Below are 18,410 nucleotides of genomic sequence, written 5' to 3'. Positions count from 1 at the left end.
GGCTTGGCTTGAATTCGTCCAGCCCGGCACACGGCTTTGCAGAAAATTGCAGCGCGCGCACCGGGCCGCTGGATGGGCTGGGCGAGGGGAACGCCCTATTATGCCGCCTTGCGACCCCGCCCGCCACCATGCGGCGGCAGCAAGCGGGTGCCGTTTTTCAAGGGAATCGTGTGCGACGGCGGGCTTTCGGAGGCGGTTGGGACCGTGGAGCCAAAGCGCCGATCAGGCGGAACCGGCGGAGCGGGGCCGTGCAGGGCACGGGGACGTCCGCGACGTCCCCCATCCCCCCATCCCCCGCTAACGCTCAGAGGTCGGCTAGGAAGTCCGCGCCGATCAGGTCGATGCGGTCTGTACAGATGGCGTCCACGCCCCACGCAGCCAGTTCGCGCGCACGCGCCGGCTCGTTGACCGTGTAGACCAGCATATGCAGTCCGGCGGCTTTGATCTCGGCGACCTGCGGGCCGTCGAGATGCTTATGGCTGGCATGCAGCGTGACGGTGCCCAACTTGCGGGCGTCGTCGCGCCAGTGCGCCGGTACGGCCTCATACAACATGCCGCGCGGCAGTTCCGGCACGGCAGCGGCCGCCGCTTCGAGCGCCTCATACGAGAACGACGAGAGCAGCGGCGGCTGGGCCTGACCGGCCCACAGTGCCTTGACGGCCTGCGCCACCAGCGTGCCCGTCTCGGCTTCACGCCCCGGGCACGGCTTGATCTCGACGTTCGCGGCGAGTCCCAGCGCCTGACAACGCTCGGCCACCTGCGCCAGCGTCGGCATCGTCTGGCCTGCAAAGCGGCCGTCGGCGCCAAACCAGCTTCCGGCGTCGAGCTTCTCGATCTCGGCGTACGTCATTTGCGCTGCCGCGCCGTGACCGTTGCTGGTGCGATCGACGGTGTCGTCGTGCAGCAGGAAGACGACGTTATCCGCCGAGAGCTTGGCGTCGAATTCGACCATGCGCAGGCCGAGCGACGCGCCCGTCTCGAAGGCGGCCAGCGTGTTCTCCGGCGCGAGCTTGCCGCCGCCACGATGCGAGACGATGCGCGGATACGGCCAGTCGCGCCACAAATGAGCGGTAGCCGGGTCTGAGTTCGCGCTGCTCATGCTTCCACCCGCTTGCCCGTCGACGGATCGAACAGGTGCAGCGCCTTGGCGGAAATCGCCAGCGGCATGACGGAACCCGCCGCCGGACGTAACTCGTGCGGCAGACGCACCGTCACGTTTTGCTCGCCCCAGCGGCCGTGCAGCAGGTTGTCCGCACCGAGCAGTTCGAGCTGATCGACGGTGATGCTGGTTTGTGCGGCGAACGCGCCCAGCCCGTTCTGCTGTTCGGCAGGCACCAGATGCTCCGGACGCACGCCAAGCACCAGTTCGCGCCCTGCGTGGGCCATGCTCGTCGGCGGCAGACGCAGCGCCGGACCACCATCGACTTCGAACGTACGACCTTCCGCATCGACCCGGCCCTTGAGCAGGTTCATCGCGGGCGAGCCCATGAAGCTCGCTACGAACAGCGACGCCGGACGCTCGTAGACGTCGGTCGGCGTGCCGATCTGCTCGGCGTAGCCCTTGTTCATGACGATCACGCGATCGGCCAGCGTCATGGCTTCGACCTGATCGTGCGTGACGTACAGGCTCGTCGTCTTCAGACGTTTGTGCAGACGCTGAATTTCCAGACGCATTTGCACACGCAGCTTGGCGTCGAGGTTCGAGAGCGGTTCGTCGAACAGGAACACGGCCGGTTCGCGCACGATGGCGCGGCCCATCGCTACGCGCTGACGCTGACCGCCCGAGAGCTCGCGTGGCTTGCGCGCGAGCAGGGGTTCGAGTTCGAGAATGCGCGCTGCCGCGAGCACGCGCTCTTCGATGGCCTTCTTGTCGATGCCGCGAATCTTCAGGCCGTACGACATGTTCTGACGCACGTCCATGTGCGGATACAACGCGTAGTTCTGGAACACCATCGCAATGTTGCGATCCTTCGGCTCCAGCTGATTGACGACCTGCGAGCCGATCAGAATGCTGCCTTCGCTCACCGATTCGAGGCCGGCGACCATGCGCAGCAACGTCGATTTGCCGCAGCCCGAGGGGCCGACGATGACCACGAACTCGCCGTCTTCGATGTCGATATCGACGCCGTGAAGCACGTAGTTGTTCTGGTCGTAGGTTTTCTTGACGCTATGAAGTTTGAGATTTGCCATGATTACTTTTCCGAATCGACCAGACCGCGCACGAACCAGCGTTGCATCAGCAGCACTACCGCGAGCGGCGGTAGCATGGCGAGCAACGTAGCACTCATGACGAGTTGCCACTGGGTAGCGGTGTCGCCGCTGCCGATCATGCTCTTGATACCCACGACCGCCGTGGTCATTTCCGGCGCGTTGGTCACCAGAATCGGCCACAGATACTGATTCCAGCCATAGATGAAGGTGATGACGAACAGCGCCGCAATGTTCGTCTTCGACAGCGGCAGCACCACGTCGAAGAAGAAGCGCATCGGCCCTGCGCCGTCGATGCGCGCGGCTTCGACGAGTTCGTCCGGTAGCGTCATGAAGAACTGACGGAACAGGAACGTGGCCGTGGCCGAGGCGATCAGCGGGATCGTCAGACCGGCGTAGCTGTTGATGAGCCCGAGGCTCGAAATCACCTGCACCGTCGGGAAAATCCGCACTTCGACCGGCAGCATCAGCGTGACGAAGATGAGCCAGAAGAACAGATTACGCAGCGGGAAACGGAAATACACGATGGCGAAGGCCGACAGGATCGACACCGAAATCTTGCCGATCGTGACGACCAGTGCCATGAACAGACTGTTGCCGAGCATCAGTCCGAAGGGCATGGCGGCGTTGCCGGTGCCCGCGCTCCACACCGTCGAGAAGTTCTCGAGCAGGTGCGTGCTCGGAATGAGCGACAGGGGAACGTTGAAGACTTCGCTCTCGTTCATGGTGGCGGCGACGAACGCCACGTAGAGCGGGAAGACCACCAGCAGCACGCCGATTATCAGCATGACGTGGCAGAAGATATCCAGGCCGCGACGGTTCTCGATCATGCGTATTGCACCTTGCGTTCGATGAAGCGGAACTGCACGACCGTGAGCACGATGACGATAACCATCAGCACCACCGACTGGGCAGCCGAGCTGCCGAGGTCGAGCCCCTTGAAGCCTTCCGAGTAGATCTTGTAGATCAGCGTCATGGTCGACTGGCCCGGACCGCCGCCGGTGGCCGCATCGATCACCGGGAAGGTGTCGAAGAACGAGTACACGAGGTTGACCACGAGCAGGAAGAACGTCGTCGGCGAAATCAGCGGCAGCACCAGCCCGAAAAAGCGCCGGATCGGGCCTGCACCGTCAATCGCGGCGGCTTCCACGAGCGAGCGCGGAATCGCCTGCAACCCGGCGTAGAAGAACAGGAAGTTGTAGCTGACCTGCTTCCAGATCGAGGCGAGCACCACGAGGAACATCGCCTGCCCGCCGTTGAGCGCGTGGTTCCACTCGATGCCGACTTTCGCCAGGCCGTACGTGACCAGACCGATACTCGGGTTGAAGAGGAACGCCCACAGCACGGCGGCAATGGCCGGTGCCACGGCGTACGGCCAGATCAGCAGCGTCTGGTAGAGGCGTTTGCCGCGCGTGACTCGGTCGGCCATCGCCGCGAGCAACAGCGAGATGAGCAGTCCGCAGACGGTGACCAGCCCGCTGAAAATCATCGTCGTGCGAAACGACGCGAGGTAGAGCGAATCGCCCCACAGCGAGGTGAAGTTGTCGAGTCCGACGAACTCGCTCGACAGGCCGAAGGCGTCTTGCGTCGATGTCGATTGCCACAGGGCCTCGCCCGCAGGCCAGAGGAAGAACAGGGCGGTGATGATGAGCTGCGGCGCGACAAGCGCGTAGGGCAGCCAGCCGGTGCCGAAGCGGGGACGTTCTCTGGAGGTATGCGCCATAACGTAGTGACCGAAAAAAACCAAACCGGCCCGCGTATCACGCGAGCCGGGGTGGCGTCATTGTAACGTCACGATTTCCCCCGCAAATGCAGGAATAGCCCCCGCATTGCGTGCGTCATCGTGCGTTCACCAAACGTTGAGGGCGACTTAGCTGCCTTGCTTCGCGAAGCGAGCCAGAAGGTCGTTGCCACGTTCCACTGCCTTGTCGAGCGCGGCTTTAGGCGTTTGCTTGCCGCTCCACACGCCTTCGAGTTCCTCGTCGACCACCGTACGGATCTGCGGCATGTTGCCCAGACGCAGGCCGCGCGTGTACGGCAGCGGGTCCTTGTTGAGCATCTGCTTGATGGCCGTATCGGCACCCGGATTCTTCGCGTAGAAGCCTTGCTTCTCGGTCAGCTCGTAAGCGGCCTTGGTGACCGGCAGGTAGCCGGTGTCCTGGTGCCATTTGGCGGCCACGGCCGGGGAGGCGAGGTAGTTCAGGAACTTGGCCACGCCCTTGTATTCGGCGGCCGACTTGCCGGCGAGCACCCACAGGCTGGCGCCGCCGATGATGGCGTTTTGCGGTGCGCCCTTCACGTCGGCGTCGTACGGCATCATGCCCACGCCGTAGCTGAACTTGGCGTACTTGCCGATGTTGGCGAGCGCGCCCGACGTCGTCATGGCGATACCGCAGTCGCCGCTGTAGAACTTCGAGGTCACTTCATCCTTGCGGCCCACGTACGTGAACGTACCGTTCTTTGCCATGTCGGCCAGGAACTGGATGTGCTTGACCTGTTGCGGGCCGTTGAACTCAAGCTTGGCGTCAAGACCGCCGAAGCCGTTATCCTTCGTGGCATACGGCAGGGCGTGCCAGGCGCTGTAGTTCTCGAGCTGCGTCCAGCCTTGCCAGCCCATCGTGAAACCGCACGACATGCCCGAAGCTTTCAGCTTCGTGGCGGCGGCGTTCACGTCGGCCCAGGTCTTCGGCGGAGTGTTCGGATCGAGACCGGCCTTCTTAAAGGCGTCCTTGTTGTAGTACAGCACCGGCGTCGAGCTGTTGAACGGCATCGAGATCAGGTGATTGGTCTTGCTGTCGGCGTAGTAACCGGCGATGGCCGGCACGAAGGCCTTTTCGTCGAACGGCTCACCAGCGTCCTTCATGACTTGCCACACGGGCTTCACGGCCTTCTTGGCGCCGATCATCGTGGCGGTGCCCACTTCGTACACCTGAAGAATGGCCGGTGCATTGCCCGCGCGGAAGGCGGCGATCCCTGCGGCCAGCCCCTGCTCGTAGTTGCCCTTGTAGATCGGGACAATCTTGTAGTCGCTTTGCGATGCGTTGAAGTCGGCAGCGATCTGGTTGACGCGATCGCCGAGGGCCGATTCCATCGAATGCCAGAATTGGATTTCCGTGGCGGCCAGGGCCGACGTGCTCATGCCGAGTGCCAGTGCGGCGCCAACGCCAGCGAGGGCGAACTTGCGCAGGGAAGGTTGCTTCATGCCAATCTCCGGGGGTTCACGAGAAGTCAAGGGTCTGATTATGTGAGTGGACCCTACTTGTTCGCGGTGCGAACTGTAGCGCCGCGTAGACTAACACGTCACCGTGTTATTTCCATTCGCACTGCACAATGCGTGTTGCACGCGAGTGCAACGGGGGGATTGACACGTCGTGAAGTCCCACATCCAGTAAGGCCTGGCGCGGCGTCGAGGGTCCGGCGCAACGTTGCGTTGCACCGCAAAAGACCTTTGTGACTTATGGATGACTTATTTTTTTGTCATACAAGGACGGCGGACATAACGTCAGATGTCGGGCCGTCCCGTCGACACAATGCCGTCAGACCCGATGGTAGGGGTGATTGGCGTTGATGCTCCACGCGCGGTAGAGCTGCTCAGCGAGCAGCACGCGCACCATGCCGTGGGGCAGAGTGAGGCTAGACAGGCGGATGAGGGTGTCGGCGCGCGACTTGAGGGTCGGGTCGAGCCCGTCGGCACCGCCGATCACGAAGGCCACGTCGCGCCCGTCCTGTTGCCAGACGGTGAGCGACTGGGCCAGACGCATGGTGGTGAGATCCTGCCCGCGCTCGTCCAGACAGACGAGACGACAGCCGCGCGGTAGCGCCGCCTCAATGCGCTGCGCTTCGGCGGCCATGACCGTCTCGGCGGTGCGGGAGTTGGAGCGCTGCTCCGGCTTGATTTCCTTGAGTTCGATGCGCAGCTCGGGCGGCATGCGCTTGGCGTACTCGGCGAAGGCGGTCTCGATCCAGCCGGGCATCTTGTGCCCGACTGCGATAATGAACAGACGCATGTCGGCAGGATCGCGTACGGCGTCTTACTTGCTGGTCTTGCGACGGGCTGGTGCCGGGGCAGCGGGCGCGTCTTCCTCGTCTTCGTCTTCCGCACTGGCCTTCGCACCGGCCTTGGTGCCAGCGGCCTTCAGGCGGACGGGCTTCTCGCCCCAGATTTCTTCGAGGTTGTAGTACTGGCGCAGGGCCGGTTGCATGATGTGCACGATGGCGTCGCCCGTATCGACCAGCACCCATTCGCCCACGTCTTCGCCTTCCATGCTGACGATGTCGCCGCCGGCGGCCTTGACCTTGTCGCGTACGCTCGCGGCCAGTGCCTTGGTCTGGCGGTTGGACGTGCCGCTCGCGATGATCACGCGCTCGAACAGGGCGGTGAGGTGTTCGGTGTTGAACACCTTGATGTCCTGGGCCTTGACGTCTTCGAGGGCGTCGACGATCAGGCGCTGAAGTTTACGAATTTCCATAGTGCGTCTATTTGGTGAAACAGGGGTGCGAGATAGCGGCCCGGCAATTGCCGTGGGGCCGTCAGGCGCGGTACAGGTGTTGCGTGCGGATGTACTGCCACACGGGTTCGGGCAGGTTTGCCGGGGGTGTGACGGTGTCTCGCGCGTGCGCCAGCATGGCGCGCAACTCGGTGGCGGAGATGTCGACGGCCAGTGAGTCGTCGATCAGGATGCCGCCGCATGGCGTGGATTGTACCCCGAGCGCGGACTTTTCCCGTTGATCGAAGACCTGACGCAGTTCCGGGGACGCCGTTTCGCGACTGAAACCGGGGCGCGCCGCCGCACAGACATGAGCGTAATCGAACAGTTCGCGCCACGCGTGCCAGGTGTCGAGCCGCACCAACTGGTCCGAGCCGATGAGCAGCGAGAGCGACGCGTCGGGCCCGGCGTCCTGCCGCATGTCCCGCAAGGTATCGACGGTGTAGCTCGGCCCGGCGCGCTCGATCTCGCGCGCGCTGACGATCACCTGCGTGGACGGATGGGTGACGGCCAACTCGGCCGCCAGCCCCTGTGCGGCGAGCCGGGTCATGGCCAACCGATGCCCGGCGGCCGTGCTGCCTTGCTTCTGCGGCTGCTGCCCGGCGGGCATCAGCACCAGTTCGTCAAGCGCCAGCGTGCGTGCGAACAGCGCGCCGAGCGCGAGATGACCGGTATGGATCGGGTCGAACGTGCCGCCAAGCACGCCGATACGCTTGCGCGTCGGGCTGGCCGGGTTGCCCGCGCTGGCTTGCTGTGCAGAGGAAGTGACGGTCATGCGCGCAGAGCCTTTACACCCACTCGCGGCGCACGAGGAAGTCGGTGTAGAGCTTTTCTTCGGGCGTGCCCGGCTCCGGCTTCCAGTCGTAGTGCCATTTCACGATCGGCGGCATCGACATCAGAATCGACTCGGTACGCCCGCCCGATTGCAAGCCGAAGTGCGTGCCACGGTCCCATACCAGATTGAATTCGACGTAGCGGCCACGGCGATGCGCCTGAAAATCGCGCTCGCGTTCGCCATATGGCATGCCGCGACGGCGTTCGACGATGGGCACGTACGCGTCGAGGAACGCATCGCCCACGCTTTGCATGACGGCAAAGCCGGTCTCGAAGCCACCACCGGAGAAGTCGTCGAAGAAGATCCCGCCGATGCCACGCGGCTCCTGACGATGCTTCAGATAGAAGTACTCGTCGCACCACGTCTTGAAGCGCGGATACCAGGTGGTGTCGAACGGATCGAGCGCGTTCTTGCACGTCTGATGGAAGTGTTGGCAGTCTTCTTCATGCGCGTAGTACGGCGTGAGATCCATGCCGCCGCCGAACCAGAACGCGGGCAACTCGCCGGGCGCGGTGGCAATCAGAATACGCACGTTGAAGTGCACCGTGGGGCAATACGGATTGCGCGGATGCAAAACGAGCGAGACGCCAAGCGCTTCGAAGCCACGTCCGGCCAGCTCAGGCCGCGAGGCACTGGCAGACGCGGGCAGCTTGTCGCCGATCACATGGGAGAAGTTGACGCCGCCACGCTCGAAGAAGTCGCCATCGTCGAGCACCCGGGTGCGCCCGTCGCCACGCAGCGCGCCATCGGCGGGTCGCTGCCAGTCGTCAACGAAGAAGCGTTTGCCGTCCTGGCGCTCCAGCGTCTCGACAATGCGGTCCTGAAGCCCGAGAAGATACGTGCGTACCGCGCCCGTGTCCGGCGCCGGTGCGGTGTCTTGCGCTGTCATTCTGTGACGTCCCTTGCGTGGTCTGTGTATGCAAATTGCGGTTTTATCCGCGATTGTACCGGCACGAGGGCAGACGCGGGCGGGCGGCACCGCGTGCCGGTGCCGCCCGAATGACCTGAATCAAAGGAGGGTGCGCTGGCGTTTCAGGGCGCCGGTGCGTTCGGAAGTGTCCCGGCGGGGGCCGTGCCTCCTGCACCCGGCACGATTGGCGGCACGGCGCTGGTGCCGCCGGCAACCGATCCCGGTACGCCGGGCGGGGGCATGAGGATCTGCCGCGTGGCGGGCACCGGCCAGTGGGCTGAGCCGCCGACTTCGGCAATCGCCTGGTTGGTGTCGAAGTAGACCTGCCAGTAGTCACGGTTGTGGCAGTAAGGGCGCACCGCGAGCACCGGCCCGGACGGGTTGAACTCGAGAATCTCGACGTCCACGGCAGGCTTCTCGACCACGTTGGGAATCTGTGCGACGCGTGCCTTCAGGCGGGCCACGGCGTCCTTCAGGTCCACCGTGTGCGCAAGTTGTGCGGTGAGGTCTACGCGTCGGAAGGCGTTGGCGTCGTACACGGTGATGTTGTCGCCGAAAACCTTCGTGTTGCCGACGTACACGCGCAGGTTGTCCGGCGTCGTAAGCGTGGTGACGAACAGGCCGATCTCGTCGACCACGCCCGTCACCCCGCCTGCGCTGATCATGTCGCCCGACTTGAACGGACGCAGCACGATGAGGAAGATGCCTGACGCGAAATTCGACAGCAGCCCGGACCAGGCGGCCCCGATGGCGATACCGGCGGCGGCGAGCAGGGCAGCGAACGATGTCGTTTCGATGCCGCAGACACTCAGAATGGAAAGGATCAGCGCGATACGCAAGGCAATGCGCATCGTCGATTCGGTGTAGCGAACGAGGGTGGGATCGATGTGGCGGCGATTCATCGCGCTGCGAACGAGCCGCGCCAGCAGATTGATGACGATGCCACCGACGATCCAGATGACGACGGCCATCACGATTTTCAGGCCGAACGGCACCAGATAATCGTTGACCAGCGTATCGAGGTCGAACATGTAAGTCTCCGTCGAGCGAGGGTCTGTCGGGAAAACTGCATGAATGCCGCCGGGGCTGGCCGGCTGCGCGCTCTCGGGGTAAACCTTCGATGTCACGCGACGCCAGCGTGCCAATTTGGACCGCGCTTGTCAATCGCGGGGGAATGAAGATGTGAGGTGGCCCATTTCGCGGGGCGAGGAAGGAGGGGAGGCGGGCGACGCAAATGCCTGCGTCAAAAGACAACGGCCCGGGGAACGCGAGATTCCCCGGGCCGTGGCGAAGCGATCCGGCGTGAGTCAGCTAACGGCCGGAAGCTGGCGACTTATTCCGGCTTGCGTGCGAGTGCGCGGTTGCCGATGTCGTGGCGATACTGCATGCCGTCGAAGTTGATCTGATTGACGGTCTGGTACGCCACGCTCTGCGCGCCGCGCACGGTGTCGGACAGGCCGACCACGCACAGCACACGTCCGCCCGTGACCTTGAGCACGTTATCTTCGAGCTGCGTGCCTGCGTGGAACGTCACGCATTCGTCGGTCTCTGCCGGGACTTCCGAGATGCGGTCGCCCTTGCGCGGCGTGTCCGGGTAGCCGTGAGCGGCGAGCACTACGCCCAGCGCATAACGGCGATCCCAGTCGAGTTCGATCTTGTCGAGCGTGCCCGCAATCGCGTGCTCGACCACCACCGAGAAGTCACCCTTCAGACGCGCCATGATCGGCTGCGTTTCGGGGTCTCCCATGCGGCAGTTGAATTCGAGCGTCTTGACGTTACCGTCGGCGTCGATCATCAGGCCGGCGTAGAGGAAGCCCGTGAAGCGAATGCCGTCGGTCTCCATGCCGCGCACCGTCGGCATGATGATCTCGCGCATCACCTTCGCGTGAATCTGCGGCGTGACGATCGGCGCGGGCGAGTATGCGCCCATGCCGCCCGTGTTCGGGCCCTGATCGTTATCCAGCAGACGCTTGTGATCCTGCGACGTGGCCAGCGGCAGCACGTTCTTGCCGTCGACCATCACGATGAAGCTGGCTTCTTCGCCTTGCAGGAATTCCTCGATCACCACGCGCGCACCGGCGTCGCCGAGCTTGTTGTCCGCGAGCATCATGTCGACGGCGTTGTGCGCTTCTTCCAGCGACATCGCCACGACCACGCCCTTACCGGCAGCCAGACCGTCGGCCTTGATGACGATCGGCGCACCCTTGGCGTCGATGTAAGCGTGAGCGGCGGCTGCGTCGGCGAACGTTTCGTAATCGGCGGTCGGAATGCCGTGACGCTTCATGAACGCCTTGGCGAAGTCCTTCGACGATTCGAGCTGCGCGGCTTCCTTGGTCGGTCCGAAGATCTTCAGGCCACGGGCGCGGAAGATGTTGACGATACCGGCGGCGAGCGGCGTTTCCGGGCCGACGACCGTGAGCGCGATGCCTTCGCGCGCGGCGAATTCGGCCAGCACGTTCGGATCGCTGATCGGCACGTTGCGCAGACGTTCGTCGAGCGCCGTGCCGCCGTTACCCGGTGCGACATAGACCAGTTGAATACGCGGCGATTGGGCAAGCTTCCAGGCGAGCGCGTGTTCGCGGCCACCCGAGCCGACAACCATGATCTTCATGCTTATTCCCCGATGACGGCGTTGGTGAACACTTCCTGCACGTCGTCGAGGTTTTCGAGCGCGTCGAGCAGCTTTTGCATCTTCACGGCGTCGTCGCCGGTGAATTCCACTTCGGTTTGCGGCTTCATCGTCACTTCGGCGACTTCTGCCTTCAGGCCTGCGGCTTCGAGCTTGTCCTTGACGGACTGGAAGTCGTTGGGCGGGCAAATCACTTCGAAACTGCCGTCTTCATTGGTGATGACGTCGTCCGCACCGGCGTCGAGCGCCACTTCCATGAGCTTGTCTTCCGGGGTTTCCGGTGAGAACAGGAACTGACCGCAGTGCGTGAAGAGGAAGGCAACCGAGCCGTCGGTGCCCATGTTGCCGCCGAACTTCGAGAAGGCGTGACGCACTTCGGCCACCGTGCGCACACGGTTATCCGTCATGGTGTCGACGATCACGGCCGCGCCGTTGATGCCATAGCCTTCGTAGCGGATTTCTTCGTAGTTCGCGCCGTCCAGACCGCCCACGCCGCGATCGATCGCGCGCTTGACGTTGTCCTTGGGCATGTTCGCATCGGCAGCTTTTTCGACGGCCAGACGCAGGCGCGGATTGCTGTCGGCGTCACCGCCGCCCAGACGGGCTGCGACCGTGATTTCCTTGATCAGACGTGTCCAGACTTTACCGCGCTTGGCATCTGCCGCAGCCTTCTTGTGCTTGATGTTGGCCCATTTGCTATGACCCGCCATGAATTTCTCCGTCGTGCCGCGCTGAGCGGCGAAGTATGCTCTGCCGGCCTGCGCAGTCCGGCGCGGCCAACCGTTGAAACGGGAGCGCCCGCCACCGTAGGGGTCGCGGGCGCCGATTGCCTCGCCGCCCCGTCGTCTCGCACGGATCCTGTCGGTCGCGTGGGGCATTTCGGGGCGGTGCAGTCCGAGCGGCAACCTGTGCCGCTATAATCGGAGGCAATTTTATCATGCCGCCGCACCGTGCCACGGGTGTTTGCTGCGCCGTGTCACGAGCCACGCCGCGTCTACCGCAGAGGTCGCTCATGCCCAAGAAGCCCGTGCCGTCGCAAGCGTCGTCCACCGCGACCCCAGCCGTTCCCGTCACTCCCGCAACATCCGCTGCTTCAACGAGCGCCGCTCACGAGTCCAGTGAAGGGCTGGTGATTGCGCGCAACGCGCAGCACCTGCTCGGCCTGCTGCCCGCGATGGGCAACCGCCACGGGCTCATCACCGGCGCGACCGGCACCGGCAAGACCGTGACCCTGCAAGTCATCGCCCAAGCGTTTTCGGACATTGGCGTGCCCGTCTTTCTGGCGGACGTCAAAGGCGACCTCACCGGGATCACGCAGCCCGGCGTCGAGACGCCCAAGCTCAAGGAGCGCATCGCCAACCTCGGCTTCGACACCCCCGACTGGCACGGCAGCCCCGCCACGCTGTGGGACGTCTTCGGCGAGCAGGGCCACCCGGTGCGCGCCACCATCTCCGATTTGGGACCGCTCCTGCTCTCCCGGCTGCTGGGCCTGAACGAGACGCAGACCGGCGTGCTCAACCTCGTTTTCAAAATCGCCGACGATAACGGTCTGCTGCTGCTCGACAGCAAGGACCTGCGCGCCATGCTCCAGCACGTGGGCGATAACGCGTCGAACTTCACCACGCAGTACGGCAATATCTCGGCCGCGTCGGTCGGCGCCATCCAACGCGGGCTGCTCACGCTGGAGCAGCAGGGCGCGGACAAGTTCTTCGGCGAGCCCATGCTCAACATCGAAGACTTCATGCAGACGGACGCGCAGGGACGCGGCATCGTCAACATTCTCGCGGCGGACAAGCTGCTGGCCGCCCCGCGCATCTACGCCACGTTCCTGTTGTGGCTGCTCGCGGAGCTGTTCGAGCGCCTGCCGGAAGTGGGCGACCCCGATAAACCCAAACTCGTTTTCTTCTTCGACGAGGCGCATCTGCTGTTCAACGAAGCGCCGAAGCCCTTGCTCGAACGCATCGAACAGATGGTCCGGTTGATTCGTTCGAAGGGCGTCGGCGTGTATTTCGTGACGCAGAATCCGGTCGACGTGCCGGACACGGTGCTCGGCCAGTTGGGTAACCGCGTGCAGCACGCGTTGCGCGCCTATTCCCCGCGTGATCAGAAAGCGGTCAAGGTCGCTGCGCAGACGATGCGCGCCAATCCGTCGCTCGACATCGAGACGGTGATCGGTGAATTGGGTGTCGGTGAGGCACTCGTGTCGCTGCTCGACGAAAAGGGACGTCCGGCCATTACCGAGCGCGCCTACATTTCGCCGCCTGCATCGCGTATCGGGCCGATCACGCCGCAGGAGCGCGCGGCATTGATGGCCAGCTCGCTAGTCGCGGGCGTGTATGAGAAAGCCGTCGACCGTGAATCGGCGTACGAGAAGCTTGTGGGGCGCACGGAGTCGCGGCAGCCGGACGGCGCGCCTGTGCCAGCGGGCGGCACACCCGCCGGGGCAGGTGGGGCGAGTGGCGGTGGCGGCTGGCTCGACTCCCTTGGCGGCTTGCTGGGCGGTAGTGGGTCGCGCAGCAAGGACTCGCCTGTCGAAGCAATGGTCAAGAGCACGATGCGCACCGTCGGCAGTCAGCTCGGACGCGAAATCGTGCGCGGCGTGCTGGGCAGCATCCTGGGCGGCAACAAGCGCCGGTAAGGCGGATACTGAGGCTGATGCGGGCTCGCAACGCACGCCCGCGTTTTCATCTTCTCTCGCTTCTCGCGTCTTCTTTGCCCGTGCTGCAGATCCGGTTCCCGTCAAACAATAAAAGGTCGCTCACTCGCTGATGTCCCTCAAATCTTCGCTGGAGCCGGTGCGAACCGGTGTGGCACACGATCCGTTGTGGCTGCGCGCCGCGCCGCTCATCTTCCTGTTTCTGTGGTCCGTCGGTTTCACCGTCGCCAAGATCGGTCTGGAGTACGCCGATCCGCTGACCTTCCTGGCGTTGCGTTACGGGCTGGTGCTCGTGGTGCTGGCACCGTTGGCGGTCGTCATGCGCCCGCCTTTGCCGAAGACGGCGGCGGCGTGGGGTCATCTCATCGTCATCGGCCTGCTGATTCAGGCGCTGTATTTCAGCATGACGTATCTGGCGCTGCGACTCGGCGTGTCGGCGGGGAGTGTGGCGCTGATCACGTCGCTGCAACCGATTCTGGTGGCACTGGCAGTGCCGCATCTGGTGGGCGAGCGCGTGAGCGGGCTGAACTGGATCGGACTCGGTCTGGGACTGGCGGGGGCGGCGCTGGTGATCGTGGCGCGCTCGGCGGTGGAGGCGACGTCGGCCGTCGGGCTGCTATTGACGTTCGTGGCGCTCGGCGCGATTACGTGCGGCACGCTATACGAAAAGCGCTTCGGCGTGGGGCAGCACCCGGTGACCTCGAATCTGGTGCAGTACTTCGTCGGATTCGCGGCGACGCTGCCGCTTGCATGGTGGCTCGAACCGATGCACGTCGCATGGACGTGGCAACTCGGCCTGACGCTGGTCTACCTGGTGATCGGCAACTCGATCATCGCGATCTCGTTGCTGCTGGCGATGATCCGGCGCGGCGAGGCGTCGCGCGTGTCGGCGCTGTTCTTCCTCGTGCCGCCCTCGGCGGCGCTCGCGGCATGGCTCATGGTCGGGGAACATATGCCGCCGCTGGCGTGGGCGGGGATGGTGCTGGCAGCCATCGGCGTGGCGATGGCTACGCGACGCAAGGCCGCATAAGGTAGGCAGGCAAAGCAGGACGCACCGCCCAAAAGCAAAAGCCCCGGCAGGACCGGGGCTTTTTTCATCGTTTCATCGTTTCATCAGTTCTTGGTGCCGAACAGGCGGTCACCTGCGTCGCCAAGGCCCGGAATGATGTACGCATGATCGTCCAGACGTTCGTCGAGCGAAGCGACGTAGAGCTTCACGCCCGGATGCGCGTCGAGCAGCACCTTCACGCCTTCGGGCGCGGCCACGAGTGCGAGGAACGCAATGTTCTCGGGCGATACGCCGCGCTTGATTAGCACGTCGACGGCGTGCACGGCCGAGTAGCCGGTGGCGACCATCGGATCGCACAGGATGAAGCGGCGGTCGGCCACGTCGGGCAGGCGCACGAGATACTCGACCGGACGATGCTGCTCGTCGCGATACACGCCGATATGGCCGACGCGTGCGGACGGCACCAGATCGAGCAGCCCGTCGCTCATGCCGACGCCGGCGCGCAGCACGGGCACGATGGCGAGCTTCTTGCCTGCGATGACCGGGGCGTCCATCTCGACCATCGGTGTGTCGATGCGCTCGGTGGTGAGCGGCAGGTCACGCGTGATTTCGTAACCCATGAGCAGCGTGATCTCGCGCAGCAGACCGCGGAACGTGCGCGTCGACGTTTCCTTGTCGCGCATGTGCGAAAGCTTGTGCTGGATCAGCGGGTGATCGCAGATGAAGAGGTTCGGGAATCGGGTGTCTTGTTTCATGGCAGGCAATTTGGGGCTGGGCCGCCGAATCGGTATGACTGGGTTCGGCCCGCATGGCCGCGATTTTAGCCGATGCGGACGATGCCGGTCCGGGTTTCGACTTAGAATCGCTGCAAGACGGCCGCACAGCGGCCAACGACCAACGCATCACTTGTCTTGAAGGCAGAACATGGATCTGGGAATCAAAGGCCGCACCGCGCTGGTGTGCGGCGCGAGCAAGGGACTGGGGCGCGCTTGCGCGCAAGCGCTGGCCGAAGCCGGTGTCAATGTCGTGATCGTCGCGCGCACGGCCGACGCGCTGAACGCCACCGCTGCGGACATCCGTGCGACCACGGGCGTGACCGTGACCGCCGTGGCCTGCGACATCACCTCGCCGGAAGGCCGTGCGCAGGCGCTCGCTGCCTGCCCACAGCCCGACATCCTCGTGACGAACGCTGGCGGTCCGCCCCCGGGCGACTTCCGCGACTGGCAGCGCGACGACTGGATTCGCGCCCTCGACGCCAACATGCTCACCCCCATCGAACTGATCAAGGCCACGGTCGACGGCATGATCGCGCGGGGCTTCGGGCGCATTGTGAACATCACGTCTTCCGCCGTGAAAGCGCCCATCGATATTCTCGGGCTGTCGAACGGCGCGCGCTCCGGGCTGACGGGCTTTGTGGCCGGGTTGGCGCGCACCACCGTGTCGCACAACGTCACCATCAACAATCTGCTGCCGGGCGCGTTCGACACCGATCGTCTGACGGCGACGATGCAGGCGTCGGCCGCCAAGAGCGGTCAGAGTGTCGAGGACACGCGCAGCAAGCGCGCCGCTGCGATTCCGGCGCGTCGCTTCGGTCAGCCCGAGGAGTTTGGCGCGACCTGCGCTTTCCTGTGCAGCGCGCACGCAGGCTACATTGCCGGACAAAACGTGCTGATCGACGGCGGGGCTTACCCCGGCACGTTCTGAGTCGCACCACGACGCATTCATCTATCGCACTCACTGCACTCAGGACTCGCATTCATGACGGTTTCGACGGTACCCCAGGTAAGAATTGCGCTGATCGCGCACGACAAGAAGAAGGACGAGATCCTCGCGGTCGCACGCGACTACGTCGAGGTGTTGCGTCAGTGCCAGATCGTTGCGACGGGCACGACCGGCGGGCGCATCGCAACGGAGCTCGGTCTTGACGTCGAGCGCATGCTCTCCGGCCCGCACGGTGGCGACTTGCAGATCGGCGCGCAACTGGCCGAGGGACGCGTGGACATGGTGCTGTTCCTGCGTGACCCCATGACGCCGCAGCCCCACGAACCCGACATCAACGCATTGGTGCGCGCTTGCGACGTGCACAACGTACCGTGTGCGACCAACAGCTCGACGGCGCGTCTGCTGCTCGAACAGTTGATCGTGCGACTGGCAGCACAACCCTCGGCTTGAGCGTCGACACGTTCGACGGCAACGCCGCAGCAAAACACTACCGAGACAGAAGGGAGCGAGGAAGACAACCATGACGAAAGCCATTCGCATCGAACAGAACGGCGGCCCCGAAGTGATGAAGTGGGTCGATGTCGAAGTCGGTGAACCCGGTCCGGGCGAGGCGCGCGTGCGCCATAACGCCGTGGGGCTGAACTATATCGACGTCTATTTCCGCACCGGGTTGTACCCGCAGCCGCTGCCTGCGGGTCTCGGCATGGAAGCCGCCGGCGTGGTCGAGGCGGTGGGCGAGGGCGTGACGCATGTGAAGCCCGGCGACCGCGTGGCCTACGCGAGCCGCCCGTGCGGCGCATACTCGCAGGCGCGTGTGATGCCCGCCGCACCGTTGGTGCGCGTGCCCGATAACATTAGCGACGATCAGGCCGCCGCCATGATGCTGCAAGGCATGACGGCGCAGTACCTGCTGCGTCGCACGTATCCGGTCAAGGCCGGGGACACCATTCTGATTCACGCCGCCGCCGGTGGCGTGGGCCTGATCGTGTGTCAGTGGGCGAAGGCGTTGGGCGCAACGGTGATCGGCACCGTAGGCTCGGATGAGAAGGCCGCGCTGGTGCGTCAGCACGGGTGCGATCACCCGATTGTCTACACCCGTGAGAACTTCGTCGAGCGTGTGAAGGAGATTACGGGCGGCGAAGGCGTGCCGGTCGTGTACGACTCCATCGGCAAAGACACCTTCATCGGTTCGCTCGACTGTCTGCGTGCGCTGGGCACGATGGTGAACTTCGGCAATGCGTCCGGCCCCGTCACGCAAATCAACACGGCGGACCTGGTGTCGCGCGGCTCGTTGTTCTTCACGCGTCCTACGCTGTTCAACTACACCGCCAAGCGCGCCGATCTGGACGCCACGGCCAACGAGTTGTTCGATGTCGTGGGCAAGGGCACGGTCAAGATCGAGGTCAATCAGCGTTATGCACTGGCCGACGTTGCACAGGCGCATCGCGATCTCGAAGCGCGCAAGACCACGGGGTCGACGTTGCTGATGCCCTGAGCGACGCGCGTACGTTTTGCGCCTTGGTGCGACGCCAATGAAAAAGGACGCCTCGGCGTCCTTTTTCGTTTCCTGCGAGGCGCGCGTCAGCGACGATCAGGCACGCTGGGTGAACACATGCGCGCGTGCGTCCTCGCGCACATCGACCGGCAGGCGCCTGATGAGCCAGTGGACCACCATGCCGATCACGACCACGTCGTCGAGCAAACCGAACACCGGCACGAAATCCGGGATCAGATCGATGGGGCTGAGCAGATAGACGGCGAGCAACACCACCGCAGGCAACAGCCAGCGCGGACGGCGCGGGTCACGGGCCGCATGCCAGAGAACGCGGAAATCATGACGGGCGATTTGCCACAGACGAAGAAAGCGCTTCACTTGCAGACTCCTGGTACCAATGCGTCCGCCAGGCGGCCCCGGTCAGGGCCGGGCAATGTTGGACGCCAAAAGACGATTTCA

Annotated in this window: 19 protein-coding genes; 5 read left to right on the top strand and 14 right to left on the bottom strand. The window is 64.2% G+C overall.

All coding sequences use genetic code 11. The features are described from left to right. Positions 1-304: 304 nt before the first annotated feature. The 12 genes from ugpQ to NA29_RS19425 form a co-directional block, all read right to left on the bottom strand. Positions 305-1,099: a glycerophosphodiester phosphodiesterase gene (gene ugpQ, locus NA29_RS19480; RefSeq protein WP_039400696.1), complete on the bottom strand. Its 795-nt coding sequence runs from the start codon at positions 1,097-1,099 to the stop codon at positions 305-307. After that, on the bottom strand, positions 1,096-2,190 hold the full coding sequence (locus tag NA29_RS19475) for a sn-glycerol-3-phosphate import ATP-binding protein UgpC (RefSeq protein ID WP_039400694.1): 1,095 nt from the start codon (positions 2,188-2,190) through the stop codon (positions 1,096-1,098). Before NA29_RS19475 ends, ugpQ begins: the two co-directional genes overlap by 4 nt. Positions 2,191-2,192: 2 nt before the next feature. After that, a complete protein-coding gene (gene ugpE / locus NA29_RS19470; RefSeq protein WP_039400690.1) occupies positions 2,193-3,038 on the bottom strand; it encodes a sn-glycerol-3-phosphate ABC transporter permease UgpE in 846 nt (281 codons plus the stop codon). Next, positions 3,035-3,931: a sn-glycerol-3-phosphate ABC transporter permease UgpA gene (gene ugpA / locus NA29_RS19465; RefSeq protein ID WP_039400688.1), complete on the bottom strand. Its 897-nt coding sequence runs from the start codon at positions 3,929-3,931 to the stop codon at positions 3,035-3,037. The genes ugpE and ugpA overlap by 4 nt, the downstream gene beginning before the upstream one ends. Before the next feature lie 147 nt (positions 3,932-4,078). Further along, a complete protein-coding gene (gene ugpB, locus NA29_RS19460) occupies positions 4,079-5,410 on the bottom strand; it encodes a sn-glycerol-3-phosphate ABC transporter substrate-binding protein UgpB (protein WP_039400686.1) in 1,332 nt (443 codons plus the stop codon). A gap of 334 nt (positions 5,411-5,744) precedes the next feature. Further along, positions 5,745-6,215, bottom strand: a complete 471-nt coding sequence (gene rlmH / locus NA29_RS19455) for a 23S rRNA (pseudouridine(1915)-N(3))-methyltransferase RlmH (RefSeq protein ID WP_039400684.1) — start codon at positions 6,213-6,215, stop codon at positions 5,745-5,747. A 24-nt stretch (positions 6,216-6,239) separates the two neighbouring features. Then, positions 6,240-6,677 (bottom strand): ribosome silencing factor, encoded by a 438-nt coding sequence (gene rsfS, locus NA29_RS19450; protein WP_039400681.1) that lies wholly within the window; start codon positions 6,675-6,677, stop codon positions 6,240-6,242. Positions 6,678-6,738: 61 nt separating this feature from the next. Continuing rightward, positions 6,739-7,470 (bottom strand): nicotinate-nucleotide adenylyltransferase, encoded by a 732-nt coding sequence (locus NA29_RS19445; protein WP_039400680.1) that lies wholly within the window; start codon positions 7,468-7,470, stop codon positions 6,739-6,741. A 13-nt stretch (positions 7,471-7,483) separates the two neighbouring features. Then, complete coding sequence (gene hemF / locus NA29_RS19440; RefSeq protein ID WP_039400677.1) at positions 7,484-8,419, bottom strand: oxygen-dependent coproporphyrinogen oxidase; 936 nt, start codon at positions 8,417-8,419, stop codon at positions 7,484-7,486. Positions 8,420-8,562: 143 nt separating this feature from the next. Beyond that, positions 8,563-9,471: a mechanosensitive ion channel family protein gene (locus tag NA29_RS19435; protein WP_039400676.1), complete on the bottom strand. Its 909-nt coding sequence runs from the start codon at positions 9,469-9,471 to the stop codon at positions 8,563-8,565. A 302-nt stretch (positions 9,472-9,773) separates the two neighbouring features. Continuing rightward, positions 9,774-11,051 carry a phosphoribosylamine--glycine ligase gene (gene purD, locus NA29_RS19430; protein ID WP_039400673.1) on the bottom strand — a complete coding sequence of 426 codons (1,278 nt, stop codon included), beginning with the start codon at positions 11,049-11,051 and terminating at the stop codon, positions 9,774-9,776. Positions 11,052-11,053: 2 nt separating this feature from the next. After that, a complete protein-coding gene (locus NA29_RS19425) occupies positions 11,054-11,779 on the bottom strand; it encodes a YebC/PmpR family DNA-binding transcriptional regulator (protein WP_039400671.1) in 726 nt (241 codons plus the stop codon). Positions 11,780-12,243: 464 nt separating this feature from the next. On the opposite strand from NA29_RS19425, the gene NA29_RS19420 reads away from it, so the two are divergent. Continuing rightward, positions 12,244-13,707 (top strand): helicase HerA-like domain-containing protein, encoded by a 1,464-nt coding sequence (locus tag NA29_RS19420; RefSeq protein ID WP_052253318.1) that lies wholly within the window; start codon positions 12,244-12,246, stop codon positions 13,705-13,707. Between the two features lie 130 nt (positions 13,708-13,837). Continuing rightward, on the top strand, positions 13,838-14,755 hold the full coding sequence (locus tag NA29_RS19415) for a DMT family transporter (protein ID WP_052253073.1): 918 nt from the start codon (positions 13,838-13,840) through the stop codon (positions 14,753-14,755). Between the two features lie 83 nt (positions 14,756-14,838). Here the strand turns inward: NA29_RS19415 and upp are convergent, their stop codons facing one another. Next, entirely contained in the window at positions 14,839-15,489 is a 651-nt protein-coding gene (gene upp / locus NA29_RS19410) for a uracil phosphoribosyltransferase (RefSeq protein ID WP_039400670.1), read from the bottom strand. A gap of 169 nt (positions 15,490-15,658) precedes the next feature. Between upp and NA29_RS19405 the strand changes: the two genes are divergently transcribed. The 3 genes from NA29_RS19405 (at position 15,659) to NA29_RS19395 (ending at position 17,951) form a co-directional block, all read left to right on the top strand. Further along, the gene (locus tag NA29_RS19405) at positions 15,659-16,438 is read left to right on the top strand and encodes an SDR family oxidoreductase (RefSeq protein WP_039400668.1); all 780 of its coding nucleotides are present in this window, start codon (positions 15,659-15,661) and stop codon (positions 16,436-16,438) included. 54 nt (positions 16,439-16,492) lie between these two features. Next, positions 16,493-16,906 carry a methylglyoxal synthase gene (locus tag NA29_RS19400; RefSeq protein WP_039400665.1) on the top strand — a complete coding sequence of 138 codons (414 nt, stop codon included), beginning with the start codon at positions 16,493-16,495 and terminating at the stop codon, positions 16,904-16,906. A 70-nt stretch (positions 16,907-16,976) separates the two neighbouring features. Continuing rightward, complete coding sequence (locus NA29_RS19395) at positions 16,977-17,951, top strand: quinone oxidoreductase family protein (RefSeq protein ID WP_039400662.1); 975 nt, start codon at positions 16,977-16,979, stop codon at positions 17,949-17,951. Between the two features lie 96 nt (positions 17,952-18,047). Here the strand turns inward: NA29_RS19395 and NA29_RS19390 are convergent, their stop codons facing one another. Continuing rightward, positions 18,048-18,329 (bottom strand): YkvA family protein, encoded by a 282-nt coding sequence (locus tag NA29_RS19390; RefSeq protein WP_039400659.1) that lies wholly within the window; start codon positions 18,327-18,329, stop codon positions 18,048-18,050. Positions 18,330-18,410 lie beyond the last annotated feature (81 nt).

This window comes from Pandoraea sputorum (assembly GCF_000814845.2).
Classification (GTDB): Bacteria; Pseudomonadota; Gammaproteobacteria; order Burkholderiales; family Burkholderiaceae; genus Pandoraea; species Pandoraea sputorum.
Note: the sequence above shows the minus strand (reverse complement) of the source record. Positions and strands in the feature narration are given on the sequence as shown.

Excerpts from the sequence above, each read along its gene's own strand:
- ugpQ (WP_039400696.1), bottom strand. The coding sequence starts at position 1,099 with ATGAGCAGCGCGAACTCAGACCCGGCTACCGCTCATTTGTGGCGCGAC.
- NA29_RS19435 (WP_039400676.1), bottom strand. The coding sequence starts at position 9,471 with ATGTTCGACCTCGATACGCTGGTCAACGATTATCTGGTGCCGTTCGGC.
- NA29_RS19475 (WP_039400694.1), bottom strand. The coding sequence starts at position 2,190 with ATGGCAAATCTCAAACTTCATAGCGTCAAGAAAACCTACGACCAGAAC.
- NA29_RS19420 (WP_052253318.1), top strand. The coding sequence starts at position 12,244 with ATGGGCAACCGCCACGGGCTCATCACCGGCGCGACCGGCACCGGCAAG.
- NA29_RS19400 (WP_039400665.1), top strand. The coding sequence starts at position 16,493 with ATGACGGTTTCGACGGTACCCCAGGTAAGAATTGCGCTGATCGCGCAC.
- NA29_RS19405 (WP_039400668.1), top strand. The coding sequence starts at position 15,659 with ATGGATCTGGGAATCAAAGGCCGCACCGCGCTGGTGTGCGGCGCGAGC.
- ugpE (WP_039400690.1), bottom strand. The coding sequence starts at position 3,038 with ATGATCGAGAACCGTCGCGGCCTGGATATCTTCTGCCACGTCATGCTG.
- rsfS (WP_039400681.1), bottom strand. The coding sequence starts at position 6,677 with ATGGAAATTCGTAAACTTCAGCGCCTGATCGTCGACGCCCTCGAAGAC.
- NA29_RS19445 (WP_039400680.1), bottom strand. The coding sequence starts at position 7,470 with ATGACCGTCACTTCCTCTGCACAGCAAGCCAGCGCGGGCAACCCGGCC.
- NA29_RS19395 (WP_039400662.1), top strand. The coding sequence starts at position 16,977 with ATGACGAAAGCCATTCGCATCGAACAGAACGGCGGCCCCGAAGTGATG.
- purD (WP_039400673.1), bottom strand. The coding sequence starts at position 11,051 with ATGAAGATCATGGTTGTCGGCTCGGGTGGCCGCGAACACGCGCTCGCC.
- ugpA (WP_039400688.1), bottom strand. The coding sequence starts at position 3,931 with ATGGCGCATACCTCCAGAGAACGTCCCCGCTTCGGCACCGGCTGGCTG.
- ugpB (WP_039400686.1), bottom strand. The coding sequence starts at position 5,410 with ATGAAGCAACCTTCCCTGCGCAAGTTCGCCCTCGCTGGCGTTGGCGCC.
- upp (WP_039400670.1), bottom strand. The coding sequence starts at position 15,489 with ATGAAACAAGACACCCGATTCCCGAACCTCTTCATCTGCGATCACCCG.
- rlmH (WP_039400684.1), bottom strand. The coding sequence starts at position 6,215 with ATGCGTCTGTTCATTATCGCAGTCGGGCACAAGATGCCCGGCTGGATC.
- hemF (WP_039400677.1), bottom strand. The coding sequence starts at position 8,419 with ATGACAGCGCAAGACACCGCACCGGCGCCGGACACGGGCGCGGTACGC.
- NA29_RS19415 (WP_052253073.1), top strand. The coding sequence starts at position 13,838 with ATGTCCCTCAAATCTTCGCTGGAGCCGGTGCGAACCGGTGTGGCACAC.
- NA29_RS19425 (WP_039400671.1), bottom strand. The coding sequence starts at position 11,779 with ATGGCGGGTCATAGCAAATGGGCCAACATCAAGCACAAGAAGGCTGCG.